Annotated in this window: 26 protein-coding genes and 1 other RNA gene; 15 read left to right on the top strand and 12 right to left on the bottom strand. The window is 65.3% G+C overall.

What is annotated here, in order from left to right; all coding sequences use genetic code 11:
- Positions 1-21 precede the first annotated feature (21 nt).
- The 5 genes from R6258_RS04385 to R6258_RS04365 are packed head-to-tail and all read left to right on the top strand — an operon-like array spanning position 22 to position 4,682.
- Positions 22-819, top strand: coding sequence for an SDR family NAD(P)-dependent oxidoreductase (locus tag R6258_RS04385; protein ID WP_318447878.1), 798 nt, complete (start codon positions 22-24; stop codon positions 817-819).
- Positions 819-2,123, top strand: a complete 1,305-nt coding sequence (locus R6258_RS04380; RefSeq protein WP_318448037.1) for an NAD(P)/FAD-dependent oxidoreductase — start codon at positions 819-821, stop codon at positions 2,121-2,123. The genes R6258_RS04385 and R6258_RS04380 overlap by 1 nt, the downstream gene beginning before the upstream one ends.
- Positions 2,120-2,908, top strand: coding sequence for a DUF1365 domain-containing protein (locus tag R6258_RS04375; protein WP_318447876.1), 789 nt, complete (start codon positions 2,120-2,122; stop codon positions 2,906-2,908). Before R6258_RS04380 ends, R6258_RS04375 begins: the two co-directional genes overlap by 4 nt.
- A complete protein-coding gene (locus R6258_RS04370) occupies positions 2,905-4,185 on the top strand; it encodes a cyclopropane-fatty-acyl-phospholipid synthase family protein (RefSeq protein WP_318447874.1) in 1,281 nt (426 codons plus the stop codon). The genes R6258_RS04375 and R6258_RS04370 overlap by 4 nt, the downstream gene beginning before the upstream one ends.
- Positions 4,182-4,682: a DUF2878 domain-containing protein gene (locus R6258_RS04365; protein ID WP_318447871.1), complete on the top strand. Its 501-nt coding sequence runs from the start codon at positions 4,182-4,184 to the stop codon at positions 4,680-4,682. The genes R6258_RS04370 and R6258_RS04365 overlap by 4 nt, the downstream gene beginning before the upstream one ends.
- Here the strand turns inward: R6258_RS04365 and R6258_RS04360 are convergent.
- Positions 4,660-6,513, bottom strand: a complete 1,854-nt coding sequence (locus tag R6258_RS04360) for a putative bifunctional diguanylate cyclase/phosphodiesterase (protein WP_318447868.1) — start codon at positions 6,511-6,513, stop codon at positions 4,660-4,662. The two genes, R6258_RS04365 and R6258_RS04360, sit on opposite strands and share 23 nt — an antisense overlap.
- Positions 6,514-6,733: 220 nt before the next feature.
- On the opposite strand from R6258_RS04360, the gene fabA reads away from it, so the two are divergent.
- Entirely contained in the window at positions 6,734-7,249 is a 516-nt protein-coding gene (fabA, locus tag R6258_RS04355) for a 3-hydroxyacyl-[acyl-carrier-protein] dehydratase FabA (RefSeq protein ID WP_318447866.1), read from the top strand.
- Between the two features lie 13 nt (positions 7,250-7,262).
- On the top strand, positions 7,263-8,480 hold the full coding sequence (gene fabB / locus R6258_RS04350; protein WP_318447864.1) for a beta-ketoacyl-ACP synthase I: 1,218 nt from the start codon (positions 7,263-7,265) through the stop codon (positions 8,478-8,480).
- 106 nt (positions 8,481-8,586) lie between these two features.
- Here fabB and R6258_RS04345 read toward each other — a convergent pair whose 3' ends face one another.
- Positions 8,587-9,348: a lysophospholipid acyltransferase family protein gene (locus tag R6258_RS04345; protein WP_318447861.1), complete on the bottom strand. Its 762-nt coding sequence runs from the start codon at positions 9,346-9,348 to the stop codon at positions 8,587-8,589.
- Positions 9,345-10,217: a sugar nucleotide-binding protein gene (locus tag R6258_RS04340; RefSeq protein ID WP_318447858.1), complete on the bottom strand. Its 873-nt coding sequence runs from the start codon at positions 10,215-10,217 to the stop codon at positions 9,345-9,347. Before R6258_RS04340 ends, R6258_RS04345 begins: the two co-directional genes overlap by 4 nt.
- Before the next feature lie 197 nt (positions 10,218-10,414).
- Here R6258_RS04340 and R6258_RS04335 point away from each other — a divergent pair, with 197 nt between their 5' ends.
- Complete coding sequence (locus R6258_RS04335) at positions 10,415-11,287, top strand: SMP-30/gluconolactonase/LRE family protein (RefSeq protein WP_318447856.1); 873 nt, start codon at positions 10,415-10,417, stop codon at positions 11,285-11,287.
- Between the two features lie 158 nt (positions 11,288-11,445).
- Positions 11,446-11,883, top strand: coding sequence for a hypothetical protein (locus R6258_RS04330; RefSeq protein ID WP_318447853.1), 438 nt, complete (start codon positions 11,446-11,448; stop codon positions 11,881-11,883).
- A gap of 213 nt (positions 11,884-12,096) precedes the next feature.
- Here R6258_RS04330 and ssrA read toward each other — a convergent pair.
- Together ssrA and smpB are read right to left on the bottom strand one after the other, a co-directional pair.
- Positions 12,097-12,475: a transfer-messenger RNA gene (ssrA, locus tag R6258_RS04325) on the bottom strand.
- Between the two features lie 58 nt (positions 12,476-12,533).
- On the bottom strand, positions 12,534-13,013 hold the full coding sequence (gene smpB / locus R6258_RS04320) for an SsrA-binding protein SmpB (RefSeq protein WP_318447852.1): 480 nt from the start codon (positions 13,011-13,013) through the stop codon (positions 12,534-12,536).
- A 132-nt stretch (positions 13,014-13,145) separates the two neighbouring features.
- Between smpB and R6258_RS04315 the strand changes: the two genes are divergently transcribed.
- Complete coding sequence (locus tag R6258_RS04315) at positions 13,146-13,583, top strand: type II toxin-antitoxin system RatA family toxin (protein WP_318447851.1); 438 nt, start codon at positions 13,146-13,148, stop codon at positions 13,581-13,583.
- The gene (locus tag R6258_RS04310) at positions 13,570-13,896 is read left to right on the top strand and encodes an RnfH family protein (protein ID WP_318447848.1); all 327 of its coding nucleotides are present in this window, start codon (positions 13,570-13,572) and stop codon (positions 13,894-13,896) included. Before R6258_RS04315 ends, R6258_RS04310 begins: the two co-directional genes overlap by 14 nt.
- Before the next feature lie 31 nt (positions 13,897-13,927).
- Here the strand turns inward: R6258_RS04310 and R6258_RS04305 are convergent, their stop codons facing one another.
- Complete coding sequence (locus R6258_RS04305; RefSeq protein WP_318447846.1) at positions 13,928-14,413, bottom strand: outer membrane protein assembly factor BamE; 486 nt, start codon at positions 14,411-14,413, stop codon at positions 13,928-13,930.
- 33 nt (positions 14,414-14,446) lie between these two features.
- Here R6258_RS04305 and fur point away from each other — a divergent pair, with 33 nt between their 5' ends.
- Positions 14,447-14,896, top strand: a complete 450-nt coding sequence (fur, locus tag R6258_RS04300; protein ID WP_318447844.1) for a ferric iron uptake transcriptional regulator — start codon at positions 14,447-14,449, stop codon at positions 14,894-14,896.
- Positions 14,897-15,002: 106 nt separating this feature from the next.
- On the opposite strand, the gene R6258_RS04295 is transcribed toward fur, so the two are convergent.
- Complete coding sequence (locus R6258_RS04295; protein ID WP_318447842.1) at positions 15,003-15,797, bottom strand: SDR family oxidoreductase; 795 nt, start codon at positions 15,795-15,797, stop codon at positions 15,003-15,005.
- Between the two features lie 502 nt (positions 15,798-16,299).
- Here R6258_RS04295 and R6258_RS04290 point away from each other — a divergent pair.
- Positions 16,300-16,515 (top strand): hypothetical protein, encoded by a 216-nt coding sequence (locus R6258_RS04290; protein ID WP_318447839.1) that lies wholly within the window; start codon positions 16,300-16,302, stop codon positions 16,513-16,515.
- 67 nt (positions 16,516-16,582) lie between these two features.
- On the opposite strand, the gene R6258_RS04285 is transcribed toward R6258_RS04290, so the two are convergent.
- Positions 16,583-16,795, bottom strand: a complete 213-nt coding sequence (locus tag R6258_RS04285; protein ID WP_318447837.1) for a hypothetical protein — start codon at positions 16,793-16,795, stop codon at positions 16,583-16,585.
- Between the two features lie 407 nt (positions 16,796-17,202).
- Between R6258_RS04285 and ybiO the strand changes: the two genes are divergently transcribed.
- Positions 17,203-19,608, top strand: a complete 2,406-nt coding sequence (gene ybiO / locus R6258_RS04280; protein WP_318447835.1) for a mechanosensitive channel protein — start codon at positions 17,203-17,205, stop codon at positions 19,606-19,608.
- 152 nt (positions 19,609-19,760) lie between these two features.
- The gene (locus tag R6258_RS04275) at positions 19,761-21,419 is read left to right on the top strand and encodes a dihydroxyacetone kinase subunit DhaK (RefSeq protein ID WP_318447833.1); all 1,659 of its coding nucleotides are present in this window, start codon (positions 19,761-19,763) and stop codon (positions 21,417-21,419) included.
- 78 nt (positions 21,420-21,497) lie between these two features.
- Here R6258_RS04275 and R6258_RS04270 read toward each other — a convergent pair whose 3' ends face one another.
- The 4 genes from R6258_RS04270 to hemC are packed head-to-tail and all read right to left on the bottom strand — an operon-like array spanning position 21,498 to position 25,959.
- Positions 21,498-22,721, bottom strand: coding sequence for a heme biosynthesis HemY N-terminal domain-containing protein (locus R6258_RS04270; RefSeq protein ID WP_318447831.1), 1,224 nt, complete (start codon positions 22,719-22,721; stop codon positions 21,498-21,500).
- A complete protein-coding gene (locus R6258_RS04265; RefSeq protein ID WP_318447829.1) occupies positions 22,718-24,238 on the bottom strand; it encodes a uroporphyrinogen-III C-methyltransferase in 1,521 nt (506 codons plus the stop codon). The genes R6258_RS04270 and R6258_RS04265 overlap by 4 nt, the downstream gene beginning before the upstream one ends.
- A gap of 6 nt (positions 24,239-24,244) precedes the next feature.
- Positions 24,245-25,027: a uroporphyrinogen-III synthase gene (locus tag R6258_RS04260; RefSeq protein ID WP_318447826.1), complete on the bottom strand. Its 783-nt coding sequence runs from the start codon at positions 25,025-25,027 to the stop codon at positions 24,245-24,247.
- Positions 25,027-25,959: a hydroxymethylbilane synthase gene (gene hemC, locus R6258_RS04255; protein WP_318447825.1), complete on the bottom strand. Its 933-nt coding sequence runs from the start codon at positions 25,957-25,959 to the stop codon at positions 25,027-25,029. Before hemC ends, R6258_RS04260 begins: the two co-directional genes overlap by 1 nt.
- Positions 25,960-26,106 lie beyond the last annotated feature (147 nt).

Below are 26,106 nucleotides of genomic sequence, written 5' to 3'. Positions count from 1 at the left end.
ACACTGATGAGGAGAGTCGAGATGACGGTGTTGAGCGGACAGCGACGCATCTGGCTGACCGGCGCTACTTCGGGCATCGGCCTGGCGCTGGCCCGGCGGCTGCTCGCCCAGGGCCACCGCGTGGCGCTCAGCGCGCGTCGTCGCGAGACGCTCGAGCGACTGGCCAGCGGCTACCCGAACGCGCTGGTCGTACCCTGCGACATTACCGATCGCGACTCGGTCGCCGAGGCCGCCCGCCGCATCGACACGGCGTTCGCCGGCCTCGACCTGCTGCTGCACGACGCGGGTATCTGCGAGTATCTCGACGTCCGCCATTTCGACCTGGCGCTGGTCGAGCGCGTGCTGGAGGTCAATCTGCACGGCGCGCTGAAAGTCGTCGACGCCGGCCTGCCGTTGCTGCGCCGCGCCCGCGACGAAAGCGCCAGCCGTCCGCTGCTGGCCGCGGTATCCAGCGCCGCGGCCTACCTGCCGTTGCCGCGGGCCGAAGCCTATGGCGCGTCCAAGGCCGCGCTCAGCCATTTTCTCGAGTCGCTGCGTATCGACCTGGCCGACGAGGCGATCGACGTCAGCGTGATCCATCCCGGCTTTGTCGAGACCCCGCTCACCGCGCGCAACGATTTCGCCATGCCCATGCGCCTCGACGCCGATAGCGCTGCCGATGCGATTCTCGCCGGTCTCGAGCGGCGCACACTAGATGTGCATTTTCCGCAGCGCTTCACGCGCCTGGTCAAGCTGCTGGGCATCCTGCCGCCGACGCTGCGCCTGCGCCTGGGACGGTATATCGCCGGACGCAACCGCACTGCGAAGGCGGGCTCGTGATGGGTGGCGCGCAGCGTATTGCCGTGATCGGCAGCGGAATCAGCGGCCTGAGCGCCGCCCACTATCTGTCAGCGCACCACCGGGTATCGCTGTTCGAGGCCGAGCCGCGCCTGGGCGGGCATACCGCCACCGTCGAGGTGTCGCTGGCGGGTCGCGACTACGCCATCGACACCGGATTCATCGTCTTCAACGACCGCACCTATCCTCACTTTCAGCGCCTGCTGGAAGAGCTCGGCGTCGCCTCGCAAGCCACCGAAATGAGCTTTTCTGTGCACGAGACCCACCGCGACTTCGAATACAACGGCCATAGCCTGCGCTCGCTGTTCGCCCAGCGCCGCAACCTCATCAGCCCGCCCTTCTATCGCCTGCTCGCCGACATCCTGCGCTTCAACCGCACGGCCAGCGACGATCTCGACGCCGGGCGGCTCGCTCCGGCGACCACGCTGGGCGAGTATCTCGACGCCGCCGGCTATGGCGCCGACTTCCGCAGGCGCTACCTGCTGCCCATGGGCGCGGCCATCTGGTCGGCGAGCATCACCGACCTGGCGCGCTTTCCGGCGGCATTCTTCGTGCGCTTCTTTCGCAACCATGGCCTGTTGTCGCTCGGCGACCGGCCACAATGGCGGACCCTGGTCGGCGGCTCGAGCGGCTATATTCCGGCGCTGGCCCGCCGCTACGCCGAGCGCATTCATCAGCGCTGCGCGGTCTCGCGCATCCGTCGCGACACAGGCGGCGTCGATCTCGACACGGCGCTGGGCGCGGCGCGATTCGACCAGGTGGTGCTGGCCTGTCACGCCGACCAGGCACTCGCGCTGCTCGGCGATCCCAGTCCGGCCGAGCGCGAGATATTAGGCGCCATCCCCTACCGCGACAACGAGGTCGTGCTGCATACCGACACCGGGCTGTTGCCGCGCCGGCGCCGGGCCTGGGCGAGCTGGAACTATCGCCTCGACGGACGCGCCGACGAGGCGCGGGCCGCGGTGACCTACAACATGAACATCCTCCAGCGGCTGTCGGCGCCCGCCACCTTCTGCGTGACGCTCAACGACACCGCGGCGATCGACCCCGCGCAGGTGCTTGGACGCTATAGCTACGCGCACCCCACCTTCACTCGCGAAGGTGAGATGGCCCGGGCACGCCATGCCGAGATCTCGCAACCGCGGTTGCGCACCCACTATTGCGGTGCCTACTGGCGCAACGGCTTCCATGAGGATGGCGTCTGGAGCGCCCTGCGCGTGGCCCGCGCCTTGCAGCCGGAGGCCGGCGAAAGCGTCCGCCACGCCCATGGGGAGACGACACCATGATCGCCATGCCGCGCAGTTGCATCTACCGTGGCCAGCTCCGCCACCGGCGCTTCGTGCCGTGCGGACACGTCTTCAGCTACCAGCTGTGGATGGCCTGGCTGGACCTCGACGAACTGCCGCAGCTGTTCACCCACGTGCCCGGCTTCAGTGCGCAGCGCAGCGCCCTGGCGCGCTTTCGCCGCGAGGACTACCTGGCCCCTCACGATCGGCCGCTCAAGCAGGCGGTACGCGAACGCCTGGCTAGCGAACTGGGCGGCGAACTGGCCGCGGCGGCGGACGGCCGGGTCTGCATGCTCGCCCAATTGCGGTTGTGCGGCGTGGCCTTCAACCCGCTCACCCTTTACTACGTCTATGACCGCCACGAGCGGCTGCGTGCGGTCATCGGCGAGGTCACCAACACGCCCTGGGGCGAACGCCACGTCTACGCCTGCGCCGTCGATCCCGCCCGTCACCTGCACGGCGCGACGTTCACCAAGGCCCTGCACGTGTCGCCGTTCAACCCCATGAACATGGACTACCGCTGGCGCTTCAACGCCCCCGGCGAACGCCTCTACCTGCACATGGAGAACTGGCAGGAGGGCGCACGCCATTTCGACGCCACCCTGACGCTGACGGCACGACCGGCAACCCGCCGCGTACTGCTCGAGACGCTGTCCCGCCAGCCCTGGATGAGCCTCAAGACCGTCGCCGCGATTCACTTCGAGGCGCTGCGTCTATGGGTCAAGCGAGTACCGGTCTACGTTCATCATCGCCGCGATTCCGGCCATCGGGAGAATTCGCCATGACCTCGCTTCGCCCGCCCGCTGCGCGCCCCGCCAAACCCGCCGCATCGAGCATCGATAGGCTGACGCGCTGGCTCAAGCCGCGCCTGCTGGCCCAGCTCGACCGGTTCGAGGGCGGCTGCATCACGCTGATCGAGCCCGACGGCGAATGCCACCAGCTCGGTCGCGGCGGGCCACTCGCGGTGCGCGTCACGCTGAAGCGCGAGCGCACCTGGCGGCGCCTGGCGCTGGGCGGCACCGTGGGGGCCGGCGAGGCCTACATGGACGACGACTGGGACACCGACGACCTGGTCACGCTGATCCGGCTATTCGCGACCAACCTGGAACGCGTCAACGGCGAGGTCGAGAACGGCAGCGCACGGTTCGCCCGCTGGCTGCTCGGGGCGTGGCACACGCTCAAGCGCAACACGCCACGCGGCTCGCGCCGCAACATCAGCGCTCACTACGACATCGGCAACGAACTGTTCGAACTCTTTCTCGACCGACGTCACCGCATGTATTCGAGCGCGCTGTTCCCGCACGCCGAAGCGAGCCTCGAGGAGGCCTCGACCTACAAGCTGGAGCGGCTGCTCGACGCGCTCGACGTCGGCGCCGACAATCATCTGCTGGAGATCGGCACCGGCTGGGGCGGGCTGGCGATCCACGCCGCCCGAACCCGCGGTTGCCGCGTCACCACCACCACCCTTTCCGCCGAGCAGCATGCGTACGCTGCCCGCCGCATCGCCGAGGAAGGACTCGAGGACCGCATCACGCTGCTCCAGCAGGATTACCGCGAGCTCGAGGGCCGTTTCGACCGGCTCGTCTCGGTGGAAATGGTCGAGGCCGTCGGTCACCAGTACCTGGGCACCTACCTGGCGACGCTGGATCGCCTGCTCAGCGACGATGGCCTCGCCGCGCTGCAAGCGATCACCATTCGCGACCAGCGCTTCGAGGCCGCCAAGCGCGACGTCGACTTCATCAAGCGCTATGTGTTCCCGGGCGGCTTCCTGCCGTCACACAGCGCCATCCTCACAGGGCTAACGCGGCACACCACGCTCAACCTGCTCGATCTCGAGGAGATCGGCCCGCACTATGCACGCACCCTGCGCGAGTGGCGCAAGCGCTTCGAGGCCAACCTGGAAACCGTTCGCAGGCTCGGCTACGAGGAGCGCTTCATCCGCCTGTGGCGCTATTACCTGTGCTATTGCGAAGGCGGCTTTCTCGAGCGTTCTATCGGCACCTGCCAGTTGCTGCTGGCCAAGCCCGGGGCGCGGCGCAGGCCACTCACCGGCCAGCCATGAACCTGCACCGGCGCTCGGTCTACAATGCGCTCGCCTTCAAGATGGGCTGGCTGAGTTGCGTGCTGGGCGGCAATGCCGTGGGTCTACCGATAGCCGCGGTGCTGGTGGCGATCCATCTGCACTGGCTAGCGCTGGCGGGCGAGTGGCGCAGGCTGGCCGGGTTTGCACTGCTCGGCCTGATCGTTGACGGTGGCTTCGCGCTGGCGGGCGGCTTCGCCACGACCGCCGCCAGTTCCTGGCCGCTACCGTTGTGGCTGTGGGCGCTGTGGCCGCTGTTCGGGACCCTGGTGGACCATTCGCTGGCCGGGCTGTGGCGGCACCGATGGCTCGCCATGCTGTGTGGCGCGATCGGTGGGCCGCTGTCCTATTACGGCGGGGCGCGGCTGGCGCAGGTCGAACTCGCCGCCTGGCTACTGCCAGGCGAGGCACTGGCCTGGGCGGCAGTGTGCGGCTGGCTGGCTCGACGGCACTCGCTCAGGTCGCCGACGACGGCCTGAGCGAGGCATTCGATGCGGCCTTGATGTAGCGCGCCTCGATGGCCTCGGCCGGCTCCGGCCGAGCAAACAGGAAGCCCTGGGTGATGGGGCAGCCGTGCGCGACCAGGAAGTCGCGCTGGGCCTGGGTCTCCACGCCCTCGGCGACCACTTCGAGGCCCAGCCCCTCGGCCATCGCCAGCACCGCCGCAACGATGGCGGCGTCGGCGACATCCTCGGGCAACGCACGAATGAAGGCGCGGTCGAGTTTGAGCTTGTCGATCGGCAGCCGCTTCAAATAAGCCATCGAGGAATAGCCGGTGCCGAAGTCGTCGATGGCGATCGGATGGCCTTTGGCGCGCAGCGCCTCGAGACGCGGCGAAATGTCCCCCGCGCGCTCGTCAAGCAGCACCGACTCGGTAAGCTCCAGGCCGAGCATGCGCGCGGGCATGCGATGCTGGGCCAATGCTGCGGCCAGCCGCGACTCGAGATCGCCCTGGATCAGCTGTAGTGCTGAGATGTTGACCCAGATCGGCACTCGCGGCATGCCGCTGGCGTACCAGCTGGCCAGTTGGGCGACGGCCTGCTCGATGACCCAGTTGCCGAGCGCCGTCATCAGACCGTGGCGCTCGGCCAGCGGGATGAAATCGCCCGGCGAGACCATGCCCAGCTCGGGATGGCGCCAGCGCAACAGCGCTTCCAGGCCGACCATGCCGCCGTCGCTCAGACGATGCTGGGTCTGGTAGTAGAGCTCCAGTTGATCGCCCTGGGCCAGGGCGCGTCGTAGGTCGTTGACCATTGCCAGCTGGCGGTCGCCGGCGACTTCCAGCGAGGGCCGAAAGCGCCGGTCGTGATTGCGGCCGTGGCGCTTGGCCGAATACAGCGCCGACTCCAGGCGCTGGAACAGCACCCCCGAATCGTTGCCGTCGTCGGGCGCCCGGCAACTGCCGATGGTCAGCCCCAGGCGCAGCGAGCTGCTGTCGATCTCGAACGGCTCGCTGAGATGCTCGCGCAATCCGGCAACCCACTTCTCATGATCGTCGAAGGTGGTGGTCCGGATCACCATGAACTCGTCGCCGCCCAGCCGGCCGACGACGCCGCCGGCGACGAAGGCCGCCAGCCGCTGGCCGAAGCGCGCCAGCAGACGATCGCCGCAATCGACACCCAGACCATCGTTGATCGACTTGAAGCCGTCGATGTCGATCAGCGCCATGTCCAGCCCCTCGCCGGCGCGCAACCGATGCAGCCGCGAAGTGAGCAGATCGTGCAGCCGACGGCGATTGGGCAGGCCGGTCAACGGGTCCTCGAAGCCGATCCGCCGCAGATCCTGCTCGCGCGCCTTGTGCCGGGAGATGTCGGTGAACAGGCCGACGTAATGGCTGATCCGGCCCTTGTCCCCGGTGCACGCCTGCACCCGCAACCATTCGGGATACTGATCGCCATGCTTGCGCTGATTCCAGATTTCGCCTTCCCAGCGCCCGGTGGCGTCCAGCGTCTGCCAGTAGCGCTCGTAGAAGGCCTTGTCGTGGCGCCCGGAAGAGAGCGTCGAGGCGTCCAGGCCCAGCACTTCCTCGCGGGTATAGCCGGTGATCTGGGTAAAGGCCGGGTTCACGCAGATGATGCGGTTGTGCTTGTCGGAAATGATCACCCCGTCGCCGGACAGCTTGAGCGCCTCTTCGCTGAGCTGGCGGCGGCGATGCTCGCGCTTGATCTGGCGCCAGCCGTCGAGCAGGGCAACCAGCACCATGGCTAGCGCGGCCAGACGCAGCGACACCAACGGCAGCCAACTCATCGCCGCCAAGGCGGCCAGACCCATCCAGGTCATCGGGCGATTAAGGGTAAAGGTGGGCCACATGGCTGCTCATCTTGAATGTAGGTTGGCGCGACAAAATAGTTGCATCATGCCCCGCGCGTTAAGTCTGGCGCAAGCTGCAACGCCACCAATGTCGGCGTTGCGCGACGCCTTCACCACGGCTAGCCTGGGGGCCGGCGTGCATTCACCTCGCGGTGCCAGTAGACTAGGCGCGTCTGCGCCGGGTGCGTGGCACAACAATTCGGACTCTCGGAATGACTCAGTGACCAAGCAACACTCTTTCAGCTACGAAGAACTGCTGGCATGCAGCCGCGGCGAACTGTTCGGCCCGGGCAATGCCCAGCTACCGGCTCCCAACATGCTGATGCTCGACCGCATCACGCAGATTCACGAGGCCGGCGGTCAGTACGACAAGGGCGAACTGATCGCCGAGCTGGATATCCATCCCGACCTGTGGTTCTTCGACTGCCACTTCCCGGGCGATCCGGTGATGCCCGGCTGCCTGGGCCTGGATGCCATGTGGCAATTGGTCGGCTTCTATCTCGGCTGGCTGGGCCATCCGGGCCGCGGACGTGCGCTGGGCTGCGGCGAGGTCAAGTTCTCGGGCCAGATCATGCCGGATGCCGACAAGGTCACCTACCGGATCAACCTCAAGCGGATCATTACCCGGCGGTTGATACTGGGCATCGCCGACGGCACCGTTTCGGTCGACGGCCGTGACATCTATCAGGCCAATGACCTGCGTGTCGGCTTGTTCACCTCCACCGCGAATTTCTGATCAGGAGGCTTCCATGAGACGAGTGGTAGTCACCGGCCTGGGCATCGTTTCCTGCCTCGGCAATGACCAGCAGCAGGTTCTGGATGCCCTCAGAAGCGGCCGCTCCGGCATTCGCTTCAAGGACGACTACGCCGAACGCGGATTCCGCAGCCATGTCGCCGGGGTGGTCGATATCGACCTCGATGCGCTGGTCGACCGCAAGCAGCGCCGCTTCATGGGCGATGCGGCCGCCTACGCCTATGTATCCATGGCCCAGGCCATCGAGGACGCCGGGCTGACCCCCGAACAGGTGTCCAACGAGCGTACCGGATTGATCGCCGGTTCCGGCGGCGCCTCGAGCGCCAACCAGGTCGAGGCCGCCGATGTGTTGCGCGAAAAGGGCCTGCGCCGGGTTGGCCCCTACCGCGTCACGCGCACCATGGGCAGTACCGTATCGGCGTGCCTGGCCACGCCGTTCCAGATCAAGGGGGTCAACTATTCGATCTCCTCGGCCTGCGCGACCTCTGCCCACTGCATCGGCAATGCCGTCGAGCAGATCCAGCTCGGCAAGCAGGACGTGGTGTTCGCCGGCGGCGGCGAAGAGGAACACTGGACGCTGTCGTGCCTGTTCGACGCCATGGGCGCCCTGACCACGGGCTATAACGACCGCCCCGAGCAGGCTTCGCGGCCCTACGACAAGGGCCGTGACGGCTTCGTCATCGCCGGCGGCGGCGGCATCGTGGTGCTCGAGGAACTCGAGCACGCCAAGGCGCGCGGTGCCAAGATCTACGCCGAGGTGGTCGGCTACGGCGCGACCTCCGACGGCTACGACATGGTCGCGCCCTCCGGCGAAGGTGCGGCGCGCTGCATGCGCCAGGCCATGGCCACGGTCGACGGCAGCATCGACTACATCAATACCCACGGCACTTCGACGCCGGTCGGCGACGTCGCCGAGCTCAAGGCGGTGCGCGAGGTATTCGGCGATCGCACCCCGGCGATGAGTTCGACCAAGTCGCTGACCGGTCACTCGCTGGGCGCTACCGGCGTTCAGGAAGCGATCTATTCGCTGCTGATGATGGAGCACGGTTTCGTTGCCGCCTCGGCCAATGTCGAGGCGCTCGACGACCAGGCCGAAGGTTTCGACATCGTCACCCAGCGCCGCGACAACGTGACGCTCGAACGGGTACTGTCCAATAGCTTCGGCTTCGGCGGCACCAATGCCTGCCTGGTGCTACAGCGCCTGAAGGACTGACACCGGCCGTCTTCGGCCTGTGCAATGGCCGCATGTATAGCAAAGGCACCCTAAACGGGTGCCTTTTGCTTGTTCATGGCTCGGGAACGATGGCCCAGTGGTCCGGCTAGACCGGCAGCTTGCCGGCTGCCGCCTCGCTGGCGGTCGCCGGGCGCGGCACTTCGGAAATCGACGTCAACTGCTCCTCGATCCAGGCCTCGACCTCGACCAGCACCGCTTCCGGCGTGCGCCCCTCGGTAGCGATCGGCGGACCGACCACGACATTCAACGGGCCTGGGTTCTTGACCCAGTGCCGCCCCGGCCAGCGCTCGCCGGCATTGTGCGCCACCGGCAGCACCGGCACGCCGGCCCGACAGGCGATCACCGCCCCGCTCTTGTTGTAACGCCGCCGATGACCCGGCTCGACCCGCGTGCCCTCGGGGAAGATCAGCACCGACAAGCCTTCGCGCAGGCGCTGCGGGCCCTGCGAGAGGACCTGCTTCATGGCCCGTGCCGGGCGCGAGCGATCCAGCGCAATCGGATGCAATAGCCGCAGCGCCCAGCCGAACAGCGGCAGGTTGAGCAGCTCCTGTTTGAGCACGGTGCATACCGGCGGCTTGAGAATCTGCAGGAACAGCGTCTCCCATTCGCACTGGTGATTGGCGAGTATCACCACCGGCCCCGCCGGCACGTTGTCGCGTCCGCGCACCGTGTAACGCACCCCACAGGCCCAGGCGAACCAGCCGACGATGAAGTGATTGTAGAGATTGAGCAGCCGATAGCGCCCGGCCAACGGCAACAGCGGTGTGACCGGCAGGCACAGCAGACCGAATACCAGGATGGCCAGGAAGTAGCCGACATAGAAGATCGCGCTGCGAATCGCGTTCATAGCGCCTCCTGGGCCTGGTAGGCCTGGCACCAGGTATCCAGCATGCGGCCCAGCTCGAGCCGCCAGGGTTTCTGGTGGACGCCGAAGGCATCCAGCACTCGCCGGCAGTTGAGCACCCGCCTCAGCGGTTGATCGTGGTGATGATTGAGCGCCATGAGCTCGCCGAGCGCCACCTGCTTGCCGAGCCCCTCGAGACGCGTCGCCAGCTGGGTGCGCACTACCGAGGCAAAGGTGTAGCCGCTGACCGGCTCGGTTCCGGCCAGGTGATAGGCACCCCAGGCATTGGCGCCGCAGCCTAGCTGCTGCAGCATGCCGATCAATGCCAGCGCCACGGAATCCACCGAAGTGGGACAGAAGATGATGTCTTCGGCGACCCGCACTTGCCGGCCGGCCATCAGCGTATCGATCAGCTCGGTCAGCCAGGCTCCGGCGCCTTCGAGGGCAAACAGCGGCCCCAGGCGCACGATCAGGTGGCGGCCGTGTTGCTCGCGAACCCGGTTGCCGGTCACGATCAGCCGGCGCAGGTTCTCGTCACGCGGCGACGGGATCACGTGTTCGTCGATCGGCGTGTCGGCGCCGTCTTCGTAGAGCTGGTCGGACACGCACCAGACCAACGGCACATCGTAGCGCTGGCAACACTCCAGGCACCCTTCCACCGCTTCGGCATGGGCCATGACCGCGGATGGATCGGCATCGCTCGGCTGCACCAGTGGCGGAATCAACACGGCATCCGGTGCCGTTTCAGTGAGCCGGTCAGGGTCGAGGACCAAGTCCTCCTCGATGGTCAGCTCGGTGTCCCCCCGCCGGTTGGCCTCGCGCGCCAGCGCCAGGCTCAAGCAGTGGGGGGCGTCCAGAATCAACAACTTCACGGCGCTTCCCTTATAAAATTGGCTTCGCGACAAATCGGCTTCGCGTTCAACGGCGCGGCGTGCAGCGCGACTCGGTCCGGCAAACGGTGTCCATACTTAGCACTTCCGCCGAAAGCTGTCATCCGCATGCGTTCTCATCGCGGCTCGCTTGCGGCACTCTAGTAGAACGCGTTCGTACCGTTCTCGACGAGGAGCCCATGACCACACAACCGCAAAATCTCTGGAACGCCCGAACCCGGCTCGGCGAAGGGCCGCTGTGGTCTAGCGAGTACCGCTGCCTGCTATTCGTCGACATACTCGGCAGCCGCCTGTTGAGCTATACCCCGGACAGCGGCGAAACGCATAGCTGGCCGCTCGAGGAGGCCTGCTGCTGGCTGGCGCCGCATGCCGATGGCGGGCTCGTCGCCGGGCTACGCTCGCGGCTCGTCCATCTCACCCTGGAGGATGGTTCGCCACGCATCCTGGAGACGCTCGCCGAGCCGGTCCTCGATGTTCCCGGCCATCGCCTCAACGACGGCAAGGCCGATCCCAGGGGTCGGCTCTGGTTCGGCAGCATGGACAACCAGGAGCAGGCGGCCAGCGGCCGACTGTTGCGCTTCGACAAGCGCGGCCTGCACGAGATGGACCGCCCCTACACCGTGACCAACGGCCCGGCGATCAGCGCCGATGGCGGCACGCTCTACCACACCGATAGCCCGGCGCGCACGATCTATGCATTCGATCTGGCCGACGACGGCATGCTCGCCAACAAGCGTCTCCACATCCGTTTCAGCGAGGAAGACGGCTTCCCCGACGGCATGACGCTGGACGCCGAAGACGGCCTCTGGGTCGCCCATTGGGAGGGCGCCCGGGTGACCCGCTTCCTTGCCGACGGCCGCCGCGATCAGGAGATCCGACTGCCGGCCTCGCGCGTCACCTGCTGCACCTTCGGCGGCGACGATCTCGCCACGCTGTATATTACCACCGCCGCCGAGGGCTGTGACGCACAAAGCCAGGCCGGCGCCCTGTTCAGCGTGCGCCCGGGCGTTCAGGGCCTGGCGCCTTGTGCCTATCGCTCGTGTGACCGGTAAGACTTAGCAGCGCGGGTTGTCTCGGATGAGAAAACGCACAGAGTTAACCCATGATCAGGCATCCCGGGCGATGCTGGGTTACTTTCGGGTGTTCTCGGCAGCCGGGGGCGCTCCGACTACCGGGTACAAGGAGCATGATTATCGACAGGGAGATCACCATGACCGAGCAGAACGATTACTTCGCAGACGATGCACGCCAAGTGCAGCCCAGCGAACTGATCGCCTTCGATGTACCGATCGTCAGCGCCAATGCCCGCGCCAACGAACTCGCCGAGATGCTGCGCTTTGTACAGGATGCCGCCACATTCGGCGTTGCGCCCCATATCGAGCGAGTGCGTTACGACTCCCGTGAAGGAACATGCGATATCAGCGTCCGCGACGCAGCCACTCTCCCCCAACGGGTCGAGCATCAGCTGTTCGGAGCCGCGCGCAAGCACCTGGCACGTTTCACGCTTTGCGGCAGCAACGAACTGGGCGAGCCGCTGGAACCCGGCAACTTGCGCGTTCAGCCCAGCGCTACGACCGGTTATCCGAACGCCGCTAACAGTGATGCCGACACCAGCGCAGCGATCGGCAGCAACGTCCACAACGGCTAGGCCACTTCACCGCACTCGGTCGTCAACCGTTTCGCAGCGTCAAGAGCCCGTCCATTGGCCGGGCTCTTTCGTGTTCGCGTTGGTCGCTGTGCGCCGCAAGTGCCAAGTCCGGGCGCCCGGGGATCATAAAAGCAGCCACGCCATGTTGCGACGAGCCAGACTATTGCTAGAAACGAAAAAAGCACCCGTAGGTGCTTGATTCGTATGCTTGAGTGGTGGAGGCGGGGGGAATTGAACCCCCGTCCGCCGGCACTCGCCCATTGGCTCTACATGCTTAGTTCCGTCTTTTGTTTTAGCGTTGCTGACTCCGACGGGCAGGATCCAGCAACGCGAGCCTTCTTAAGTTTGACGATTGACGTGAAGGCGCCGCCAATCGCGATCCCATTACTTTGCGCTCGTCTCCCGTCCACGATGAATGGGCACATCGCTTCGGGGCCAGGCTAACACTAGCAGTTTTTAAGCTGCCAGTGCGCCCTGAGCGTAGTTTTCGTCGTTTGCGACTATTTAATCGTGATGTTGGATTTACGAGATACATCACGCTCTCGGCATGCACCTCAGGGATTGTCACCGGCGTCGAAGCCATGTCGCCCCCAAAACACGAAGAAATTATACCAGAGTGCTTTTCTCAGGTACAACGCAGCTCGTTTCTCTCACTTGTTGTCGCGCATGATACGCGCCTTCTGACGATTCCAGTCGCGCTCCTTCTCGGTGGCACGCTTGTCGTGTTGCTTCTTGCCGGTGACCAGCGCCAACTCGCATTTCACCAGGTTCTTTTTCCAGTAAAGCTTGAGCGGTACACAGGTATGCCCCTTGTCCTGTGTGCGCGAGAATATCTTGGCGATCTCCTTGCGGTGCAGCAGCAACTTGCGCGTGCGCGTCGGATCGGCCAGCACATGGGTACTGGTAGTGTTGAGCGGCATGAAATGGCTACCCAGGAGCCAAGCCTCACCGTTCTTGACCAGAATATAGGTATCGGTGAGCTGAGCCTTGCCGGCACGCAGGCTCTTTACTTCCCAACCCGCCAGAGCCAGGCCCGCCTCGAAGGTTTCCTCGATGTGGTACTCGAAGCGCGCCTTCTTGTTGAGCGCGATGGCGCTGCTGCCCACCTTGTTGGCTTTATTCTTGCCCATGAGTCCTCGTATGTCGCTATGCGGTGACGCCCAGTAGACCCCACATGGGGTGAGGCATGATATCCTTCAAGGGCTTGGCGAGATAAATCGCCATGATACGCTCCAGTCACAGGGAAGTCAGCGGAGAGGTACATGCCCACGGTCAATCGGTCCGCATTGGTGCGACATTCCGCCCAGGCCATGTTCGATCTGGTCAACGATTTCGAGCGCTACCCGGAATTTCTGCCGGGCTGTCGGCGTACCCGACTGATCGAGCGCGATGAAGAGCACTTGATCGGCGAACTGACACTGGCAAAGGCCGGCGTCGAGCAGAGCTTCACCACTCGCAACGACCTCTACCCGCCCGAGCGCATCGAGCTGTCGCTGGTCAGCGGCCCGTTCAAGCGCCTGCAGGGCCAGTGGCTATTCACCCCGATGGGCGAGAACACCTGCAAGGTGTCGCTGGAGATGCACTTCGAGTTTTCCAACCGCATACTCGGCATGGCGTTCGGCAAGCTGTTCAGCCAGGTTGCCAGCCAGTTGGTTGATGCCTTCACGCGGCGTGCCGATGATGTCTATGGCCGCTACTGAACACGACAAAGCGGCAACGATCAGCGTCGAAGTGGCTTTCGCGCTTCCCCAGCGCCAGAAAATCGTCGCTTTGAGAGTGGCTGCAGGCACGACGGCCCGCGAGGCCGTACGCAAGGCGGATCTCGCCCGCTTCTTCCCCGAGCTGCCTGAGTCGACCTTTACGCAGGCGGCGCTGGGTATCTTCGGCAAGACCCTGCGCGAGCCTCAGGCGCATATCCTGCAACCCGGCGACCGGGTCGAGGTGTATCGCCCGCTGCTCATCGACCCCAAGCAGGCCCGCCGTCAGCGTGCCGACCGTTCGGCCGGCCAATAGCCGGCAACCCTGGGCTCCGGCCGGCAAGCGATTACTCGGCCGGCGTATCCCTAAACGAAGTACGGCTGGGCGTCGCGTCGATGACGCTGTCCGGGCGTGCATTGTCCTGCATCGCCGGGCCCGGCCCATTTTCCGGCTTGAGGTCGATGTTGGTACCGATGTCGCCAAAAGCCTGCATGTCGATCAGACGATCGTTGTCGAAAGTGAGCGTCAGGCGTTTGTAGATGACACCGCTGTAGGCCTCGTCAAGGCGGAATACATAGTCCCACTGGTCGTCATTGAATGGCGCTTCGAGCAGTGGACTGCCCATCACATACTGTACCTGCTCACGGCTCATGCCGAGCTCCAGTTGAGCCAGCATGTCCTGGGTGATCAGGTTGCCCTGGGGCAAGTCGCGCTTATAGACGCCTAAGTAGCTACAGCCGCTGACGAGTATCAGCGCGAAGGAGAAGATGACTGTTTTGATCAGGTTTTGCATTTGGCCCCGTTCTTCACTATCGTTGCTTTGGTCGATCATAACCGACCCACCACGATACTGCGAAGAGTAACCATGGCCGACCAGAACCATGAATTGCGCCGGGCAGGGCTGAAAGTCACGCTTCCTCGCGTCAAGATCCTGCAAATTCTTGAGAAGTCTCGAAACATGGAGACCCATCTCAGCGCCGAGGACGTCTACAAGGCCTTGCTGGATGCCGGTGAGGATGTCGGTCTGGCTACCGTGTACCGCGTGCTGACTCAGTTCGAGGCCGCCGGCCTGGTCATTCGCCATCACTTCGATGGCGGGCATGCCCTGTTCGAGGTGTCCCAAGAGGAACATCACGATCACATGGTCTGCCTGGAAAGCGGCAAGATCGTCGAGTTTTTCGACGAGGGCATCGAAAGGCTTCAGCACGAGATAGCCGAAGAACACGGTTACGAACTCGTCGACCATGCCCTGGTGCTTTACGTGCGTCCCAAGGGCTCCAAGGCCACACGCCAGGAAGGTAGCAAGAAGGCGTGACCTAACCGCTAGCCGGTGGCGATGCTCATCGCCACTGGCTTTTTCGTACTCGGCAGCCAGCAGCGCACCCGTCTTGCAAAAGACCCGCTACAAGCGTTGCCGAGGCTCAAAGATCGCCGGGATAATTCTCGGAATGACGCCCCTCCCGCTTGAGCGACTCTCCCCCGTCGACGAACAACGTCTGCCCCGCGACGAAGCGATTCTTCAGCAAATAGTCGAGCGCCTGCCCCAGTTCGTCCAGTTCGCCCTGACGCGCCAGCGGAATGCCGCCGCGACGCCAGGCCAGGTAATCGTCGCTGCGTACCGAGGCCGGTAGCACCACGCCCGGCGCAATGGCATTGACGCGAATGCGTGGAGCGAGTTCCAGGGCTGCCATGCGGGTCAGCTCACCGAGACTTTTCTTGGCGAGCAGATAGGCCGCATAGGCTGGCTGATTGAACGCGATCTTGTTATCGAGAATATTGACGATATCGCCCTCGCCGATCTCTTTGGCAAAGCTGCGTGTCAGTCGAAACGGCGCGAAGAGATTGACGGCGAACTGCTCCTCGAGAAGCGCCCCGGAGGTTTCGGCAATAGCAGCTGCCGCATAGGCCGACGCGCTGTTGACCAAGACGCAAAGCCCCGGAAAGCGTGCCCTGGAGCGCGAGATAAGCGTCTCGACATCGCCCTGACGAAAATCGCAGGGCAGGCACTCACAGGCCTGCCCCATATCGCGAATCGCTTCGGCTACCTGAGTAGCCTGCTCGCTGGAATGGTGGTAGTGCAGTGCGACGTCATAGCCTTGCTGCGCCAGGTGCATCGCAAAGAAACGACCGATACGGGTCGCCCCACCGGTAACAAGTGCGGCCTTATTGAGGGTTTCGATGCTGCCACTCCCGGTATCACTGAATTGAGTCGTCAAACACGCTCAACATACCGAGCCACCTCGACACCGACAAGCCTTACCGCACGTCGGCCATCAATAGATGTCCGAGGGCCTTCGGCGTCCGACCGGTCGCGGAACTGACGACGGGCTCATACTCATGATGACAGCATTGTGGGCAAGCAGGAGGCATGGCATCCAACGCATGCTGGATATATACGAGCGTCCAACAATATCGGCAGATATGTAACGAGCGATCACTTTCCATTTTCATTTTTCTCACTGTCCTTAGTAAGTCGCAACAACAACAGGTCGAAGTTTGGCAGCCTAGGCGGCGGATCGTCGAGATGGAAAATGCCCGCTGGATAGGCGAAATTTCAGGTCACACTCGCAGAGTGCTCGACTCCTGCGTCATGTAACCAGGGAAGCCATGCTCAAGCGAGGCAATGGACCAACCGGCACTCAGGGCCGCAGAGGCTTCGATACCCGGCCCTCCCTGTGCCACACTCGAACGACATCCCGCCAAGGAGGCAAACCAGCGATGCTCAAGAAAACCATCACCTGGCGTGAACTGCCGGATCCTCATAACGTCGAGACTGCAAAATACGAGGTCTACGATAGCGACACCGGTGCCACCATCGGCATGTTCGATAGCCGCGAGGCCGCAGAGGAAGAAGTCGCCCGCATGAACCGTTCGGACGTCGAGGGCCTCGGTGAGCAACAGCGCAAAAAGGATGCCGATCCCGCCGCCGGTTGAGCCGCACCTGCCAAGCCCTGCAAAAGCCACCCTGTTGCCGGGGTGGCTGTAACTTCAGGCTACCCCTTCAGCGGGCGGCCAATTGCCAGGAAGCCGAGCGCTGAGCATGACGCGGCAAACCGCTGTCGCCCGCCAATATCCTCTCGAGATCGTCGCCATGACATTTGAACGCTCGGCATTCGGCACAGCGGATGGTCTGATCGGTCTCGTCCAGCGATGGCAGCATGAAGCGCTCGCCGCTACAGACGTTGCAACGCAGTTCCAGCGTGACTTTAAACATGGATGATCCCTTCCTTTTTAATTGTCGCGGTCGCGTTCAGACCGATCCGGCGGCGGCTAGCCGCTGCCTCTTCGAAACGGCATGCCTGGCGCTTCCACGCTCCTTGCAGTTACCCAGTCAATGAGTAGCGTCAGGTTATGGTAGCCTTGCGTATCTACCACCTCATGTACAACATGCGTATAATAATTTTACTGTTTTTTTTCCAAGCCAGCGCTTACCGAAACCCTGCTGGCCACCTTAAAAACGTCTATTCACGCCCTAGCCGCAGACTCCAGATAGGGTAGTGAAGGATAGAGAGCTTTGCCTGACTCTTCATCGAGCTGGCTACGCCTGACGCGGGTTTTCAGCGACACCGATGAGCGACAACCAACCGGCAGGCCAGCGCCGCCGTTACATGGAGGTTTAACGTGCCGAAATCGCGCAATATCCCTTGGCTAGGTTACTGGCTGGGGCTGGCCTTGATGGTGTGCTTCGCCTTGCCGGCATTCGCCCAGGAAGTCTCCGCGCCGTCGGACGCCGCGGAACCGGAACAGTCGGGACCGGCCTACGCCACGCTCGCCGATCTGCTCGAGAACGAAGCCTCGCGGCAGCGCCTGATCGAGGAGTTGCGCGCATTGGCCAAGACGACCACGGCAGGCGAGCGAGCGCTCCCCGGCGAGGCTCCCAGCGCCGAGGCCGTGGCCGAGCAGGCACCCAGCGATCAAAGCCCCGAGCAGGTCTCTCTGGCGCGGCGTCTGGCCGAGCTGACCAGTAGCGTCGCCGGCGATATCGGCAGTCAGTTCAAAGCCCTGGCCATCGCGCTGGGCGGGCTGTTCGCACCCCAGGTCGATGTCAGCCCGGGCATCGACAGCGCGGCCGTCATGGCGGCGGCGATCAATCTGGGCCTGGTGATCATCGCCACCTTCGCGGTGTTCTTCATCCTGCGGCGCCTCGGCCACCCGCTGTTCAGCCGCATCAGCCGATGGTCGCAAGCAAGCGAGGGGCGTAGCGCGCTGCTGCGCTTGATCGGTGCCGTGGCCGTTGCCGCGCTTATCGACGTGCTCATCGTCGCTCTGGCCTATATCGGCGGCAACCTGATCGCCACCTTCGCCATCGGCGATAACGGCAGCCTGTCCACCCAGGCCTCGCTGTTCCTCAATGCCTTCTTGATCATCGAACTGGTCAAGGCGGCGATACGCATGTTGTTCTCATCGCACTACGAGGGCCTGCGGCTGGTACCGATCGCCACCGATGAAGCGAAACACTGGAACCGCTGGCTGGCCACGCTCACCGGCTTCGTGGGCTACGGTATGCTGGTGCTGGTACCGATCATCAATTTCAATCTGTCGCCGGCTCTGGGCCAGGGAGCCGGTCTAATCATCATGCTGCTGGCGTTCATCTACGCCACCCTGATGGTACTCAAGAACCGTACCAAGGTGCGTGCCGCCCTCGAGGCCAAGGCCGAGCAGGCCACCATGAGTCCCAGCCGGGTGGCTCTGCGGCTGCTGGGCAAGGTCTGGCATCTGCTGGCCATCGTCTACTTCCTGGTTGTCCTGCTGGTCAGCATCGCGCGCCCCGAAGACGCCCTGCCGAGCGTTGCCGCGGCGACCCTCCAGACGCTGATCATAGCCGGGCTGGGGCTATTGCTATCGGGCGTACTCACCCAGTTGATCGGCCGGCGCATCACGCTCTCCGACGACCTGCGACGCAAGCTGCCCAAACTGGAGGCGCGGCTCAATGCCTATATCCCCACCTTCCTCAAGATAATCCGTGCGATCATTCTGATCGCCGTGACGATGCTGATACTCAACGCCTGGGGCGTCTTCGACCTGGCCGCCTGGTATGCCACCGATGCCGGTCGCGGTACGGTCAGCAAGCTGACCGACGTAATCATCATCCTGGTGGTCGCCTGCGCTCTGTGGATCGCCCTGGCCAGCCTCATCGAGCACCGTCTCAATCCCGAGACCGGCAGCGGCGAACCTACCGCCCGCGCCAAGACGCTGCTCAGCCTGTTCCGCAACGCCCTGGCGATCGCCCTGATCACCATGACCGCGATGATCGTGCTGGCCGAGATAGGCATCAACATCGGCCCGCTAATCGCCGGCGCAGGGGTGATCGGTCTGGCGATCGGCTTCGGCGCCCAGAAGCTGGTTCAGGACATCATCACCGGGGTATTCATCCAGGTGGAGAACGCCATGAACACCGGCGACGTGGTCACCGTCGGCGGGGTCACCGGTACCGCCGAGCGGCTGAGCATTCGCTCGGTGGGCATTCGCGACCTGGCCGGCACCTACCACATCGTGCCGTTCTCAAGCGTCGATACCGTCTCCAACTACATGCGCGAATTCGGCAATCATGTCGGCGAGTACGGCATCGCCTATCGTGAGAGCATCGACGACGCCATCGCCCAGTTGGAGCTCGCCTTCGAGGACCTCAAGTCCAGCGAGGAGCACGGCCACAAGCTGCTGGCGCCGCTGACCGTAGCCGGCGTGATAGCGCTGGCCGATAGCTCGGTCAACATTCGCGTGGTGATCAAGACCACGCCGGGCGACCAGTGGGGCGTGGGCCGTGCCTACAATCGCCTGGTCAAGCTGCGCTTCGACGCCGCGGGTATCGAGATTCCGTTCCCGCATACCACACTGTATTTCGGCGAAGACAAGAATGGCGGCGCACCGCCGGCCAACATCCGCCTGGTCGAGGAGCGCCGTCAGGCCGTGGACACGCGGGAAGCGGACGACGCCAGCGGCGACGCAGCGCCACCGGTCTACCAGGTCAGCGACCCGTCTCACCGCAAGCCCGACAGCGACGACATCGACGATCCCCAGGATCGCTGATACCGAATGGGCACACTGGCCACCCGAATCACGGGCGGCCAGGACACTACAGATCCCGCTTTCAGGCGGGATTTTGCGTTTGTGGGCCTGTCGTTGGCGCCTCCAGACGCTACCCTTTAGGCGCCACCTTCGCTTTGTTCCAGGAGTCACCGATGGATCATTTCTACAATGCCCCGGACGATCTCGTCGCGGAAATCCTCGAAGCCGAGGCGTACCTGGGCCCCGTGCGCCTCTCGTCCGCCGCCAGCGGCATGCGCCTCATGCTGCGCGCCGACTGGGACAAGGACCGCCACGGTAACGACCAGGTGGCCGTGCTCTCCGGTGGCGGGTCAGGCCACGAGCCCGCCCACGCAGGCTTCGTCGGCGAGGGCATGCTGACCGGAGCGATCGCCGGCAACCTGTTCGCCTCGCCCAGCGTCGAGGCCGTGCTCAGCGGCATTCGCGAAGTCTGTGGCCAGGCCGGCTGCCTGCTGATCGTCAAGAACTATACTGGCGACCGACTCAATTTCGGCCTGGCCGCCGAACGCGCCCGCGGCGAAGGGCTCGCTGTCGAGATGGTGATCGTGGCCGACGATATCGCGCTGGAGGACGCGCCACAGCCGCGCGGCATCGCCGGTACCGTCGCCGTTCACAAGGTCGCGGGCTATCACGCCGCGCAGGGCGAATCGCTGGCCGAAGTCGCCCGGCTGGCAAGCGAAGCCGCAGGACAGATGGCCTCGCTGGGCATGGCACTGCGCGGTGCGAGCATGCCGGGCCAGGCCCCCGACGAGCGCTCGCCGGAGCTAGGCCTGGGCATCCACAACGAGGCCGGCGCCCAGCGCGTCTCGCCAGCCACGGCCCGCGAGGCGATGAGCGCAGTGCTCACGCCCCTGCTGGCGACGATGGGTGAACGTCACGACGCACAGACACCGATGGTCGCCCTGCTCAACAACCTCGGCGGCTGCGCCACCCAGGAGATGAACGTGCTGGCCCAGGCGCTGCTCGCCGAACTCGGCACCGAGCGCCTGGCGCTGCTGGTCGGCCCCGCACCACTGATGACCTCGCTCGACATGCACGGTTTCTCCGTCACCTTGATGGCGCATAGCGAGTCGCTTGCCGCCGCGCTGAACGCACCGACGGCGGCACCCGGCTGGCCGGGCGTGCGTCGCGTTCGCACGCCGCAGCGCTTCGAGCCCGCCGCCGTCAGGCAAGCCAGCATGCTCACAGACGCTGCGCCGCAGGAGGCAGCCACTGCCCATGCGCTGCGCCGGATCCTCGATGCGCTCAGCGAGGCCCGCGAAGCGCTGGACGAGCTGGATGCGCGCAGCGGCGATGGCGATGCCGGCAGCAGCATGGCCAGCGGCGCGGCGGCCATCGGCAGGGCCCTCGAGGCCGGGCGCCTCGACACGCGCAATTCCGCCGCCCTGATGAACGGCATCGGCGAACTGCTGGCCCGGGACATGGGCGGTTCGAGTGGCGTATTGCTGTCGATCTTCGCCACCGCGGCCGGCGCGGCACTCGGCCGGGGCAAGCCATGGGGCGAGGCCCTGGGCGCCGCCGTCGAGGGCATGCAGCACTACGGCGGCGCCCGCCCAGGCGATCGCACCATGATCGATGCGCTGGTGCCGGCCATCGAGGCACTCAAGGCCGGCCAGGGACTGGGCGATGCCGCCGCCGCGGCACGCCAGGGTGCCGACGCCACCGCGCGCCTCAAGCGGGCCGCGGCCGGTCGCTCGGCCTACGTTCCGGAAAGCGCCCTCGACGGCGTCACCGACCCGGGCGCCGAAGCGGTCGCCCTGGCCTTCGCGGCGCTGTGCCACGGGGACGACTGACAGCGGGAATCTGCTGCATCTCGACTGGATGCCATAAAAAAGGGCGCCCGAGGGCGCCCAGGAGAGCATTCGTTGCAGTCAGGGATTGTGGTCGCTCGGCTGCGGCAACGCCGGTAGCGACTTGTCGAGCAGTTCGACGCTCTGACGGTAATACAGCTGGCTCTTGTTGTGTTCGCCGAGGTTGGCGAACAGCCGCGCCAGTTCGGCGCACACCACGCCGCTGGGGCGCTGGCGCTGACTGGCCTCGAAGTACTCCTGCGCCTTGCCCCAATAGGCATTGCGCAGCGAAAGCCGCCCCAGGGTCAGCAGCAGATCGGGATCGTTGGGACGTTCCTGCAGCCATTTCTCGGCATAGGCCAGCTGGCGTCCGGCATCGACGTTGAGCAGCCCGTAGCGCAGCACCAGGCGATTGTCCCAGCGCTCCTTGAGGGTCTGGCGCAGCAGCCGTTCGGCCAGGCCCTCCTCCTTGCCGCGCACCAACGCCTCGGTATACAGGGCGACCAGCTCGACCTCGTTGCGCAGATGATCGGGCATGTCCGCCCATAGATTGCGCACCCGCTCCAGATCGCCGGGTGGCCGGGCCGCCTGCAGGATCAACTCGCGATAGGCGCGCTGCTCGAGCTCACGACGCTCGTCATCGCTGACCAGTTGCTGGCGAGCCAGCCGCGGCATCAGGCGGCGCAGTCCCTCCCAGTCATTGACGCTGAGATAGGCCTGCTTGAGCAGCTTGAGTACCTGCGGATGCTCGGGCAATTGCTTCTCGAGGCGCGTCAGCGTCGCCAGCGCTTCCTCGAACTGTTGACGGTCGAGCATCAACTGCGCCTGCACCAGCCCGACCGCGGTTTCGGCGCCCTCGGTGCTGAAATGGGCCCGCTTGAGCAGGCTGTCGGCCTGTTCGTAGCGCCCCTGATAGTGCGCCGCCAGCGCCGCCGACAGATAGTTGACCAGCGGCGTGCTGGAGTCGTCGGCCGCCTTGGTCAACGACTTCTCGGCGCGCTTCCAGCGGCCCTCAGCGAGCGCCACCAGACCGCGCACGGTACGCCGCATGGCATTGCGGTTACGGGTGCGGCTGTTCCAGACCTTGAGCCGACTGACCGGACGCCGCAGCCGCATCAGCAGCCGCAGCACGAAGTGCAGGACCAGGAACGCGGCCAGCAGCAGGATCAGCCCGAACCAGAAGGAGGTCTGGAAGGAGGTGTCGCCGACCCGGATCAACCAGTAGCCGGGCAGCGACTTCATCAACTGGCCGAACAACGCGCCGACGGCCAGGCCGAAGACGACGATCAGGACGAACTTTCTCATGCCGCGTCGCTCCCGGCGTCATGGCGACGCTCCATGAAGTCGCGCAGTTGCTGCAGCGACGCGCTGATATCCGGCAGCTCGGGATGCACGTTCTTGCCGGCCAGTGTGGCCAGCCGCTCGAGCGAATTGGCAACCCCCTGATTGTCGGTATCGTAGTAGCGCTCGATCAGCTTACGCGCCTTGTCGAGGCTCGCCTCGTAGAGCTTGGCATCGCTCTGCAACAGCGCCAGTTGGGCCTGCTCGAGCTGCAAACGTACGTTCTGACGCAGGTAGGATTCCTGCTCCGGGGTCATCAACGCCTCGAGTGCCTGATCGTGCTTGCGCACCACCACCAGATCCTTGAGTTCCTGACCGAAGCGCGACAGCTGCTGCTCCCAGCCACCTTTCACCGGCGAGGTATCGCCGGCCTCGGCGGCCTGCTGCTGGATGTCCTGCTCCAGCGGCAACTGGGCAAGCTGCTCCTGCTGAGCCATCAGCTCCAGATAAATCCCGGTGCGGTCGACCTCGACGACCGAGTCGAGCGCGGCGAGCTCCGACTGAATGGCGCGCCGCACCGGCGTCAGTGCCGGGTTGTCGATCTGCGCCAGGCGCTCATCGGCGGTCTTGAGCAGCGACATCGCGCCCCTGACGTCGCGTTCGAGCTGCAGGCGCTGGTTAGCCAGCCGCAACAGGTACTCGACCTCGGCGAGGCGCCATTCGCTGGTGTCGGTCTGCTGCTTGCTGGCGAGTTGCTTGAGCACCTTGTCGAGGGTGGCGTTCATCTCCTCGCGGTACTGCTGGAAATCGTTGCGCAGCGCCTGCATCGCCTGCTGGCGTTGCTGGTCGCCATCGCCGAGTTGCGACTGGAGCTGGGAGATCGCCTGAGCATTGCCTTCGGCCTGCGCCAGACGCTGCTGCTGGGCCTGGAATTTCTGCCAGCCCCACCAGCCACCCAGCAGCACGACCAGCGCCAGGACGATCACCAGCGCCAGCGCGATGCCTCCGGCCTTGCCGCCATTGCCGGACTGATCGCCCGGCGGTTTGCCACCCGAACCGCTGCCGCCGGTCGGCTTGGCGGCCGCGCTCGCCGCAGCAGGCTTAGCGCTATCGCGCGAGCCGGCGGGCTTGTCGCTCGGGGGCGTGGTCGAGGATGCCGCGGCACTCGACTTGGCGTCGTCGGATGCCGGTCTGTTGCCGCCCCTCTTCTTGCCCGAGTCGCTCTTGCCCGAATCGCTCTTGCCCGCGTCGGCGTTTTTCGTCGTCGCGGTGGCCGAGCGCGTGCTCGAGACGTTCGCGCTGTCCGGGCTAGCGGAGCTGCCAGGCGGGGTCTTGGTGGCCGACGCGCCTTGCTCCGACGTGGCCGGCTTGCCTTCGTCGGCCTTCGATGCGGCGGGCCGCTCGCCGTTCTGCGGCGCCGAAGCGTTCTGCTCGGGGGTCGCGTCGGCCGGGCGCTTGGACGCCTCGTCCGCCTTGCCCTTGTCCTTGCCCGCGCCTGAAGACGCACGCTGTCCGTCCTGATCGTGCTCTTGCTTACTCATCTGTCGCTAGCCCTTTTCAAGATCGTCATGATCGGCGCCATCCAGGTCGCAGGCATCGGCCACCGCTGTCGTCAGCGCGGCCGGGGAGGCGCCTCGCGCCACCCGGGGGCGCAGAAAGCCCAGCGTGTCGGCCAGTGTAGCCAAACGCCGACTGGAAACGATTAGCGGTTGGTTCAACGCATCCGCACCACACCATCCTGCCAGATGTTCTAGCAGTTCGCCGCTGGTGACCACCAGCGCGGCGTAATTGCCGCTGGCCAGCAGTCGCTCGCCCCCCCCTTCGGGGGCACGCAGCACGCGCCGGTAGAGCGCCAGCCGGGTCAGCCGCGCGCCGCGCCGGGTCAACTCCTCGGCGAGCCGCTCACGACCGCCTTCGCCGGCCACCAGCAGCACCCGCTGCTCGGCGAGACACTGCAACGAGGGTAGCGTCAATAGCGCCTCGCTGGTGCTGTCCTGCCCGCCGGGCGGCAGGTGCACGCGGACGCCAAGCCGCTCGTTGAGGACCTGCGCGCTGCCCGCACCCAGCGCATAAAAGCGCGGCCCCAGCGGCAACTGCGGCCAGTAGCGGTCGAGCCCCTCGGCCAGGCACTGTGCGGCGAAGGGGCTGACCACAACCACCCGCTGGAAATTATCGAAGTCGAGCCAGGCCTGGCGCACCGTCGGCGTTTCGGCGCACGCCTCCAGGCGCATCACATCGAGCGTCTCCACCTCGGCGCCGCGCGCCGCCAGCGCCCGCTGCAGTGGCCGGGCGCGCTCGCCGGGGCGGGTGATCAATACCCGCGGGCGCATCAAACCTCGCCGTAGACCTGGGCGAGAATCTCGCCGGCGCCCTGGTCGAGCAGGTCCTCGGCGACTCGCACGCCGAGGGTTTCGGGCTCGTTCACCGAGCCGCGGCCTTCGGCGCGCAGCACCCGCGAGCCGTCGGGCATGCCCACCAGGGCACGCAACCACAGCGTGCGCCCGCCCTCCTCGAGCACCGCATGACCGCCGATGGGTACCTGGCAGCCACCTTCGAGCCGGGTGTTCATGGCGCGCTCGGCGCGCACCCGGGTGGCGGTCTCGGCGTGATCGAGCGGCGCCAGCAGCGCCAGCAGCTCGGGGTCGTCGGTACGGCATTCGATGCCCAGCGCGCCCTGACCGCAGGCCGGCAGGCTGACTTCGGGGGGCAATTCATAGGTGATGCGTGCATCCAGCCCCAGCCGGCGCAGCCCGGAGGTGGCGAGGATGATCGCATCGAAGTCGCCGGCATCGAGCTTGCCCAGCCGGGTCTGGACGTTGCCGCGCAGGCTGAGCACCTCGAGATCGGGACGCGCTTCACTGATCTGCAGGCCGCGACGCAGGCTCGAGGTGCCCACCCGGGCGCCCTCGGGCAACTGCTCGGGATCGGCGTAGTGGTTGGAAACGAACGCATCGGTGGGCTCGGCGCCCTCGAGGATCACCGACAGGCCGAGCCCCTCGGGGAAGTGCATCGGCACGTCCTTCATCGAGTGCACGGCGATGTCGGCACGCCCGTCGAGCATGGCATCCTCGAGCTCCTTGACGAACAAGCCCTTGCCGCCGACCTTGGCCAGCGGCGTATCGAGGATCTTGTCGCCCTTGGTGGCCATCGCCACCAGTTCCACGTTCAACCCCGGGTGCAAGGCCATCAGCCGGTCGCGCACGTGTTCGGCCTGCCACATGGCCAGGCGGCTCTTGCGGGTGGCGATTCGTAGAGTCGTCATAGTCGGTACTGGGCTCTCCCGGCACGGCCCCGGCAAGGGCTCGGTGAAATGGGCTCGATGCTTGGCTCGACGCGCGAGGCCGAGCAAAAGACGGCGAATCGATCGCCAGCGTATGCGGCATACATGGCGTCATCATAAAGCAGTCGC

It is taken from the genome of Halomonas sp. HP20-15 (assembly GCF_033446685.1).
Lineage (GTDB): Bacteria > Pseudomonadota > Gammaproteobacteria > Pseudomonadales > Halomonadaceae > Modicisalibacter.
The sequence above is the reverse complement of the archived record's forward strand: the minus strand, read 5'-3'. Positions and strand labels throughout refer to the sequence as shown.

Coding starts and splice junctions, on each gene's coding strand:
- R6258_RS04330 (WP_318447853.1), top strand. CDS start 11,446: ATGACCGAGCAGAACGATTACTTCGCAGACGATGCACGCCAAGTGCAG.
- R6258_RS04260 (WP_318447826.1), bottom strand. CDS start 25,027: ATGCGCCCGCGGGTATTGATCACCCGCCCCGGCGAGCGCGCCCGGCCA.
- R6258_RS04275 (WP_318447833.1), top strand. CDS start 19,761: ATGGATCATTTCTACAATGCCCCGGACGATCTCGTCGCGGAAATCCTC.
- R6258_RS04370 (WP_318447874.1), top strand. CDS start 2,905: ATGACCTCGCTTCGCCCGCCCGCTGCGCGCCCCGCCAAACCCGCCGCA.
- R6258_RS04315 (WP_318447851.1), top strand. CDS start 13,146: ATGCCCACGGTCAATCGGTCCGCATTGGTGCGACATTCCGCCCAGGCC.
- R6258_RS04385 (WP_318447878.1), top strand. CDS start 22: ATGACGGTGTTGAGCGGACAGCGACGCATCTGGCTGACCGGCGCTACT.
- R6258_RS04335 (WP_318447856.1), top strand. CDS start 10,415: ATGACCACACAACCGCAAAATCTCTGGAACGCCCGAACCCGGCTCGGC.
- R6258_RS04270 (WP_318447831.1), bottom strand. CDS start 22,721: ATGAGAAAGTTCGTCCTGATCGTCGTCTTCGGCCTGGCCGTCGGCGCG.
- R6258_RS04285 (WP_318447837.1), bottom strand. CDS start 16,795: ATGTTTAAAGTCACGCTGGAACTGCGTTGCAACGTCTGTAGCGGCGAG.
- R6258_RS04360 (WP_318447868.1), bottom strand. CDS start 6,513: ATGTGGCCCACCTTTACCCTTAATCGCCCGATGACCTGGATGGGTCTG.
- R6258_RS04375 (WP_318447876.1), top strand. CDS start 2,120: ATGATCGCCATGCCGCGCAGTTGCATCTACCGTGGCCAGCTCCGCCAC.
- fur (WP_318447844.1), top strand. CDS start 14,447: ATGGCCGACCAGAACCATGAATTGCGCCGGGCAGGGCTGAAAGTCACG.
- R6258_RS04290 (WP_318447839.1), top strand. CDS start 16,300: ATGCTCAAGAAAACCATCACCTGGCGTGAACTGCCGGATCCTCATAAC.
- R6258_RS04380 (WP_318448037.1), top strand. CDS start 819: ATGGGTGGCGCGCAGCGTATTGCCGTGATCGGCAGCGGAATCAGCGGC.
- R6258_RS04265 (WP_318447829.1), bottom strand. CDS start 24,238: ATGAGTAAGCAAGAGCACGATCAGGACGGACAGCGTGCGTCTTCAGGC.
- fabB (WP_318447864.1), top strand. CDS start 7,263: ATGAGACGAGTGGTAGTCACCGGCCTGGGCATCGTTTCCTGCCTCGGC.
- R6258_RS04305 (WP_318447846.1), bottom strand. CDS start 14,413: ATGATCGACCAAAGCAACGATAGTGAAGAACGGGGCCAAATGCAAAAC.
- R6258_RS04365 (WP_318447871.1), top strand. CDS start 4,182: ATGAACCTGCACCGGCGCTCGGTCTACAATGCGCTCGCCTTCAAGATG.
- R6258_RS04310 (WP_318447848.1), top strand. CDS start 13,570: ATGGCCGCTACTGAACACGACAAAGCGGCAACGATCAGCGTCGAAGTG.
- R6258_RS04345 (WP_318447861.1), bottom strand. CDS start 9,348: ATGAACGCGATTCGCAGCGCGATCTTCTATGTCGGCTACTTCCTGGCC.
- smpB (WP_318447852.1), bottom strand. CDS start 13,013: ATGGGCAAGAATAAAGCCAACAAGGTGGGCAGCAGCGCCATCGCGCTC.
- hemC (WP_318447825.1), bottom strand. CDS start 25,959: ATGACGACTCTACGAATCGCCACCCGCAAGAGCCGCCTGGCCATGTGG.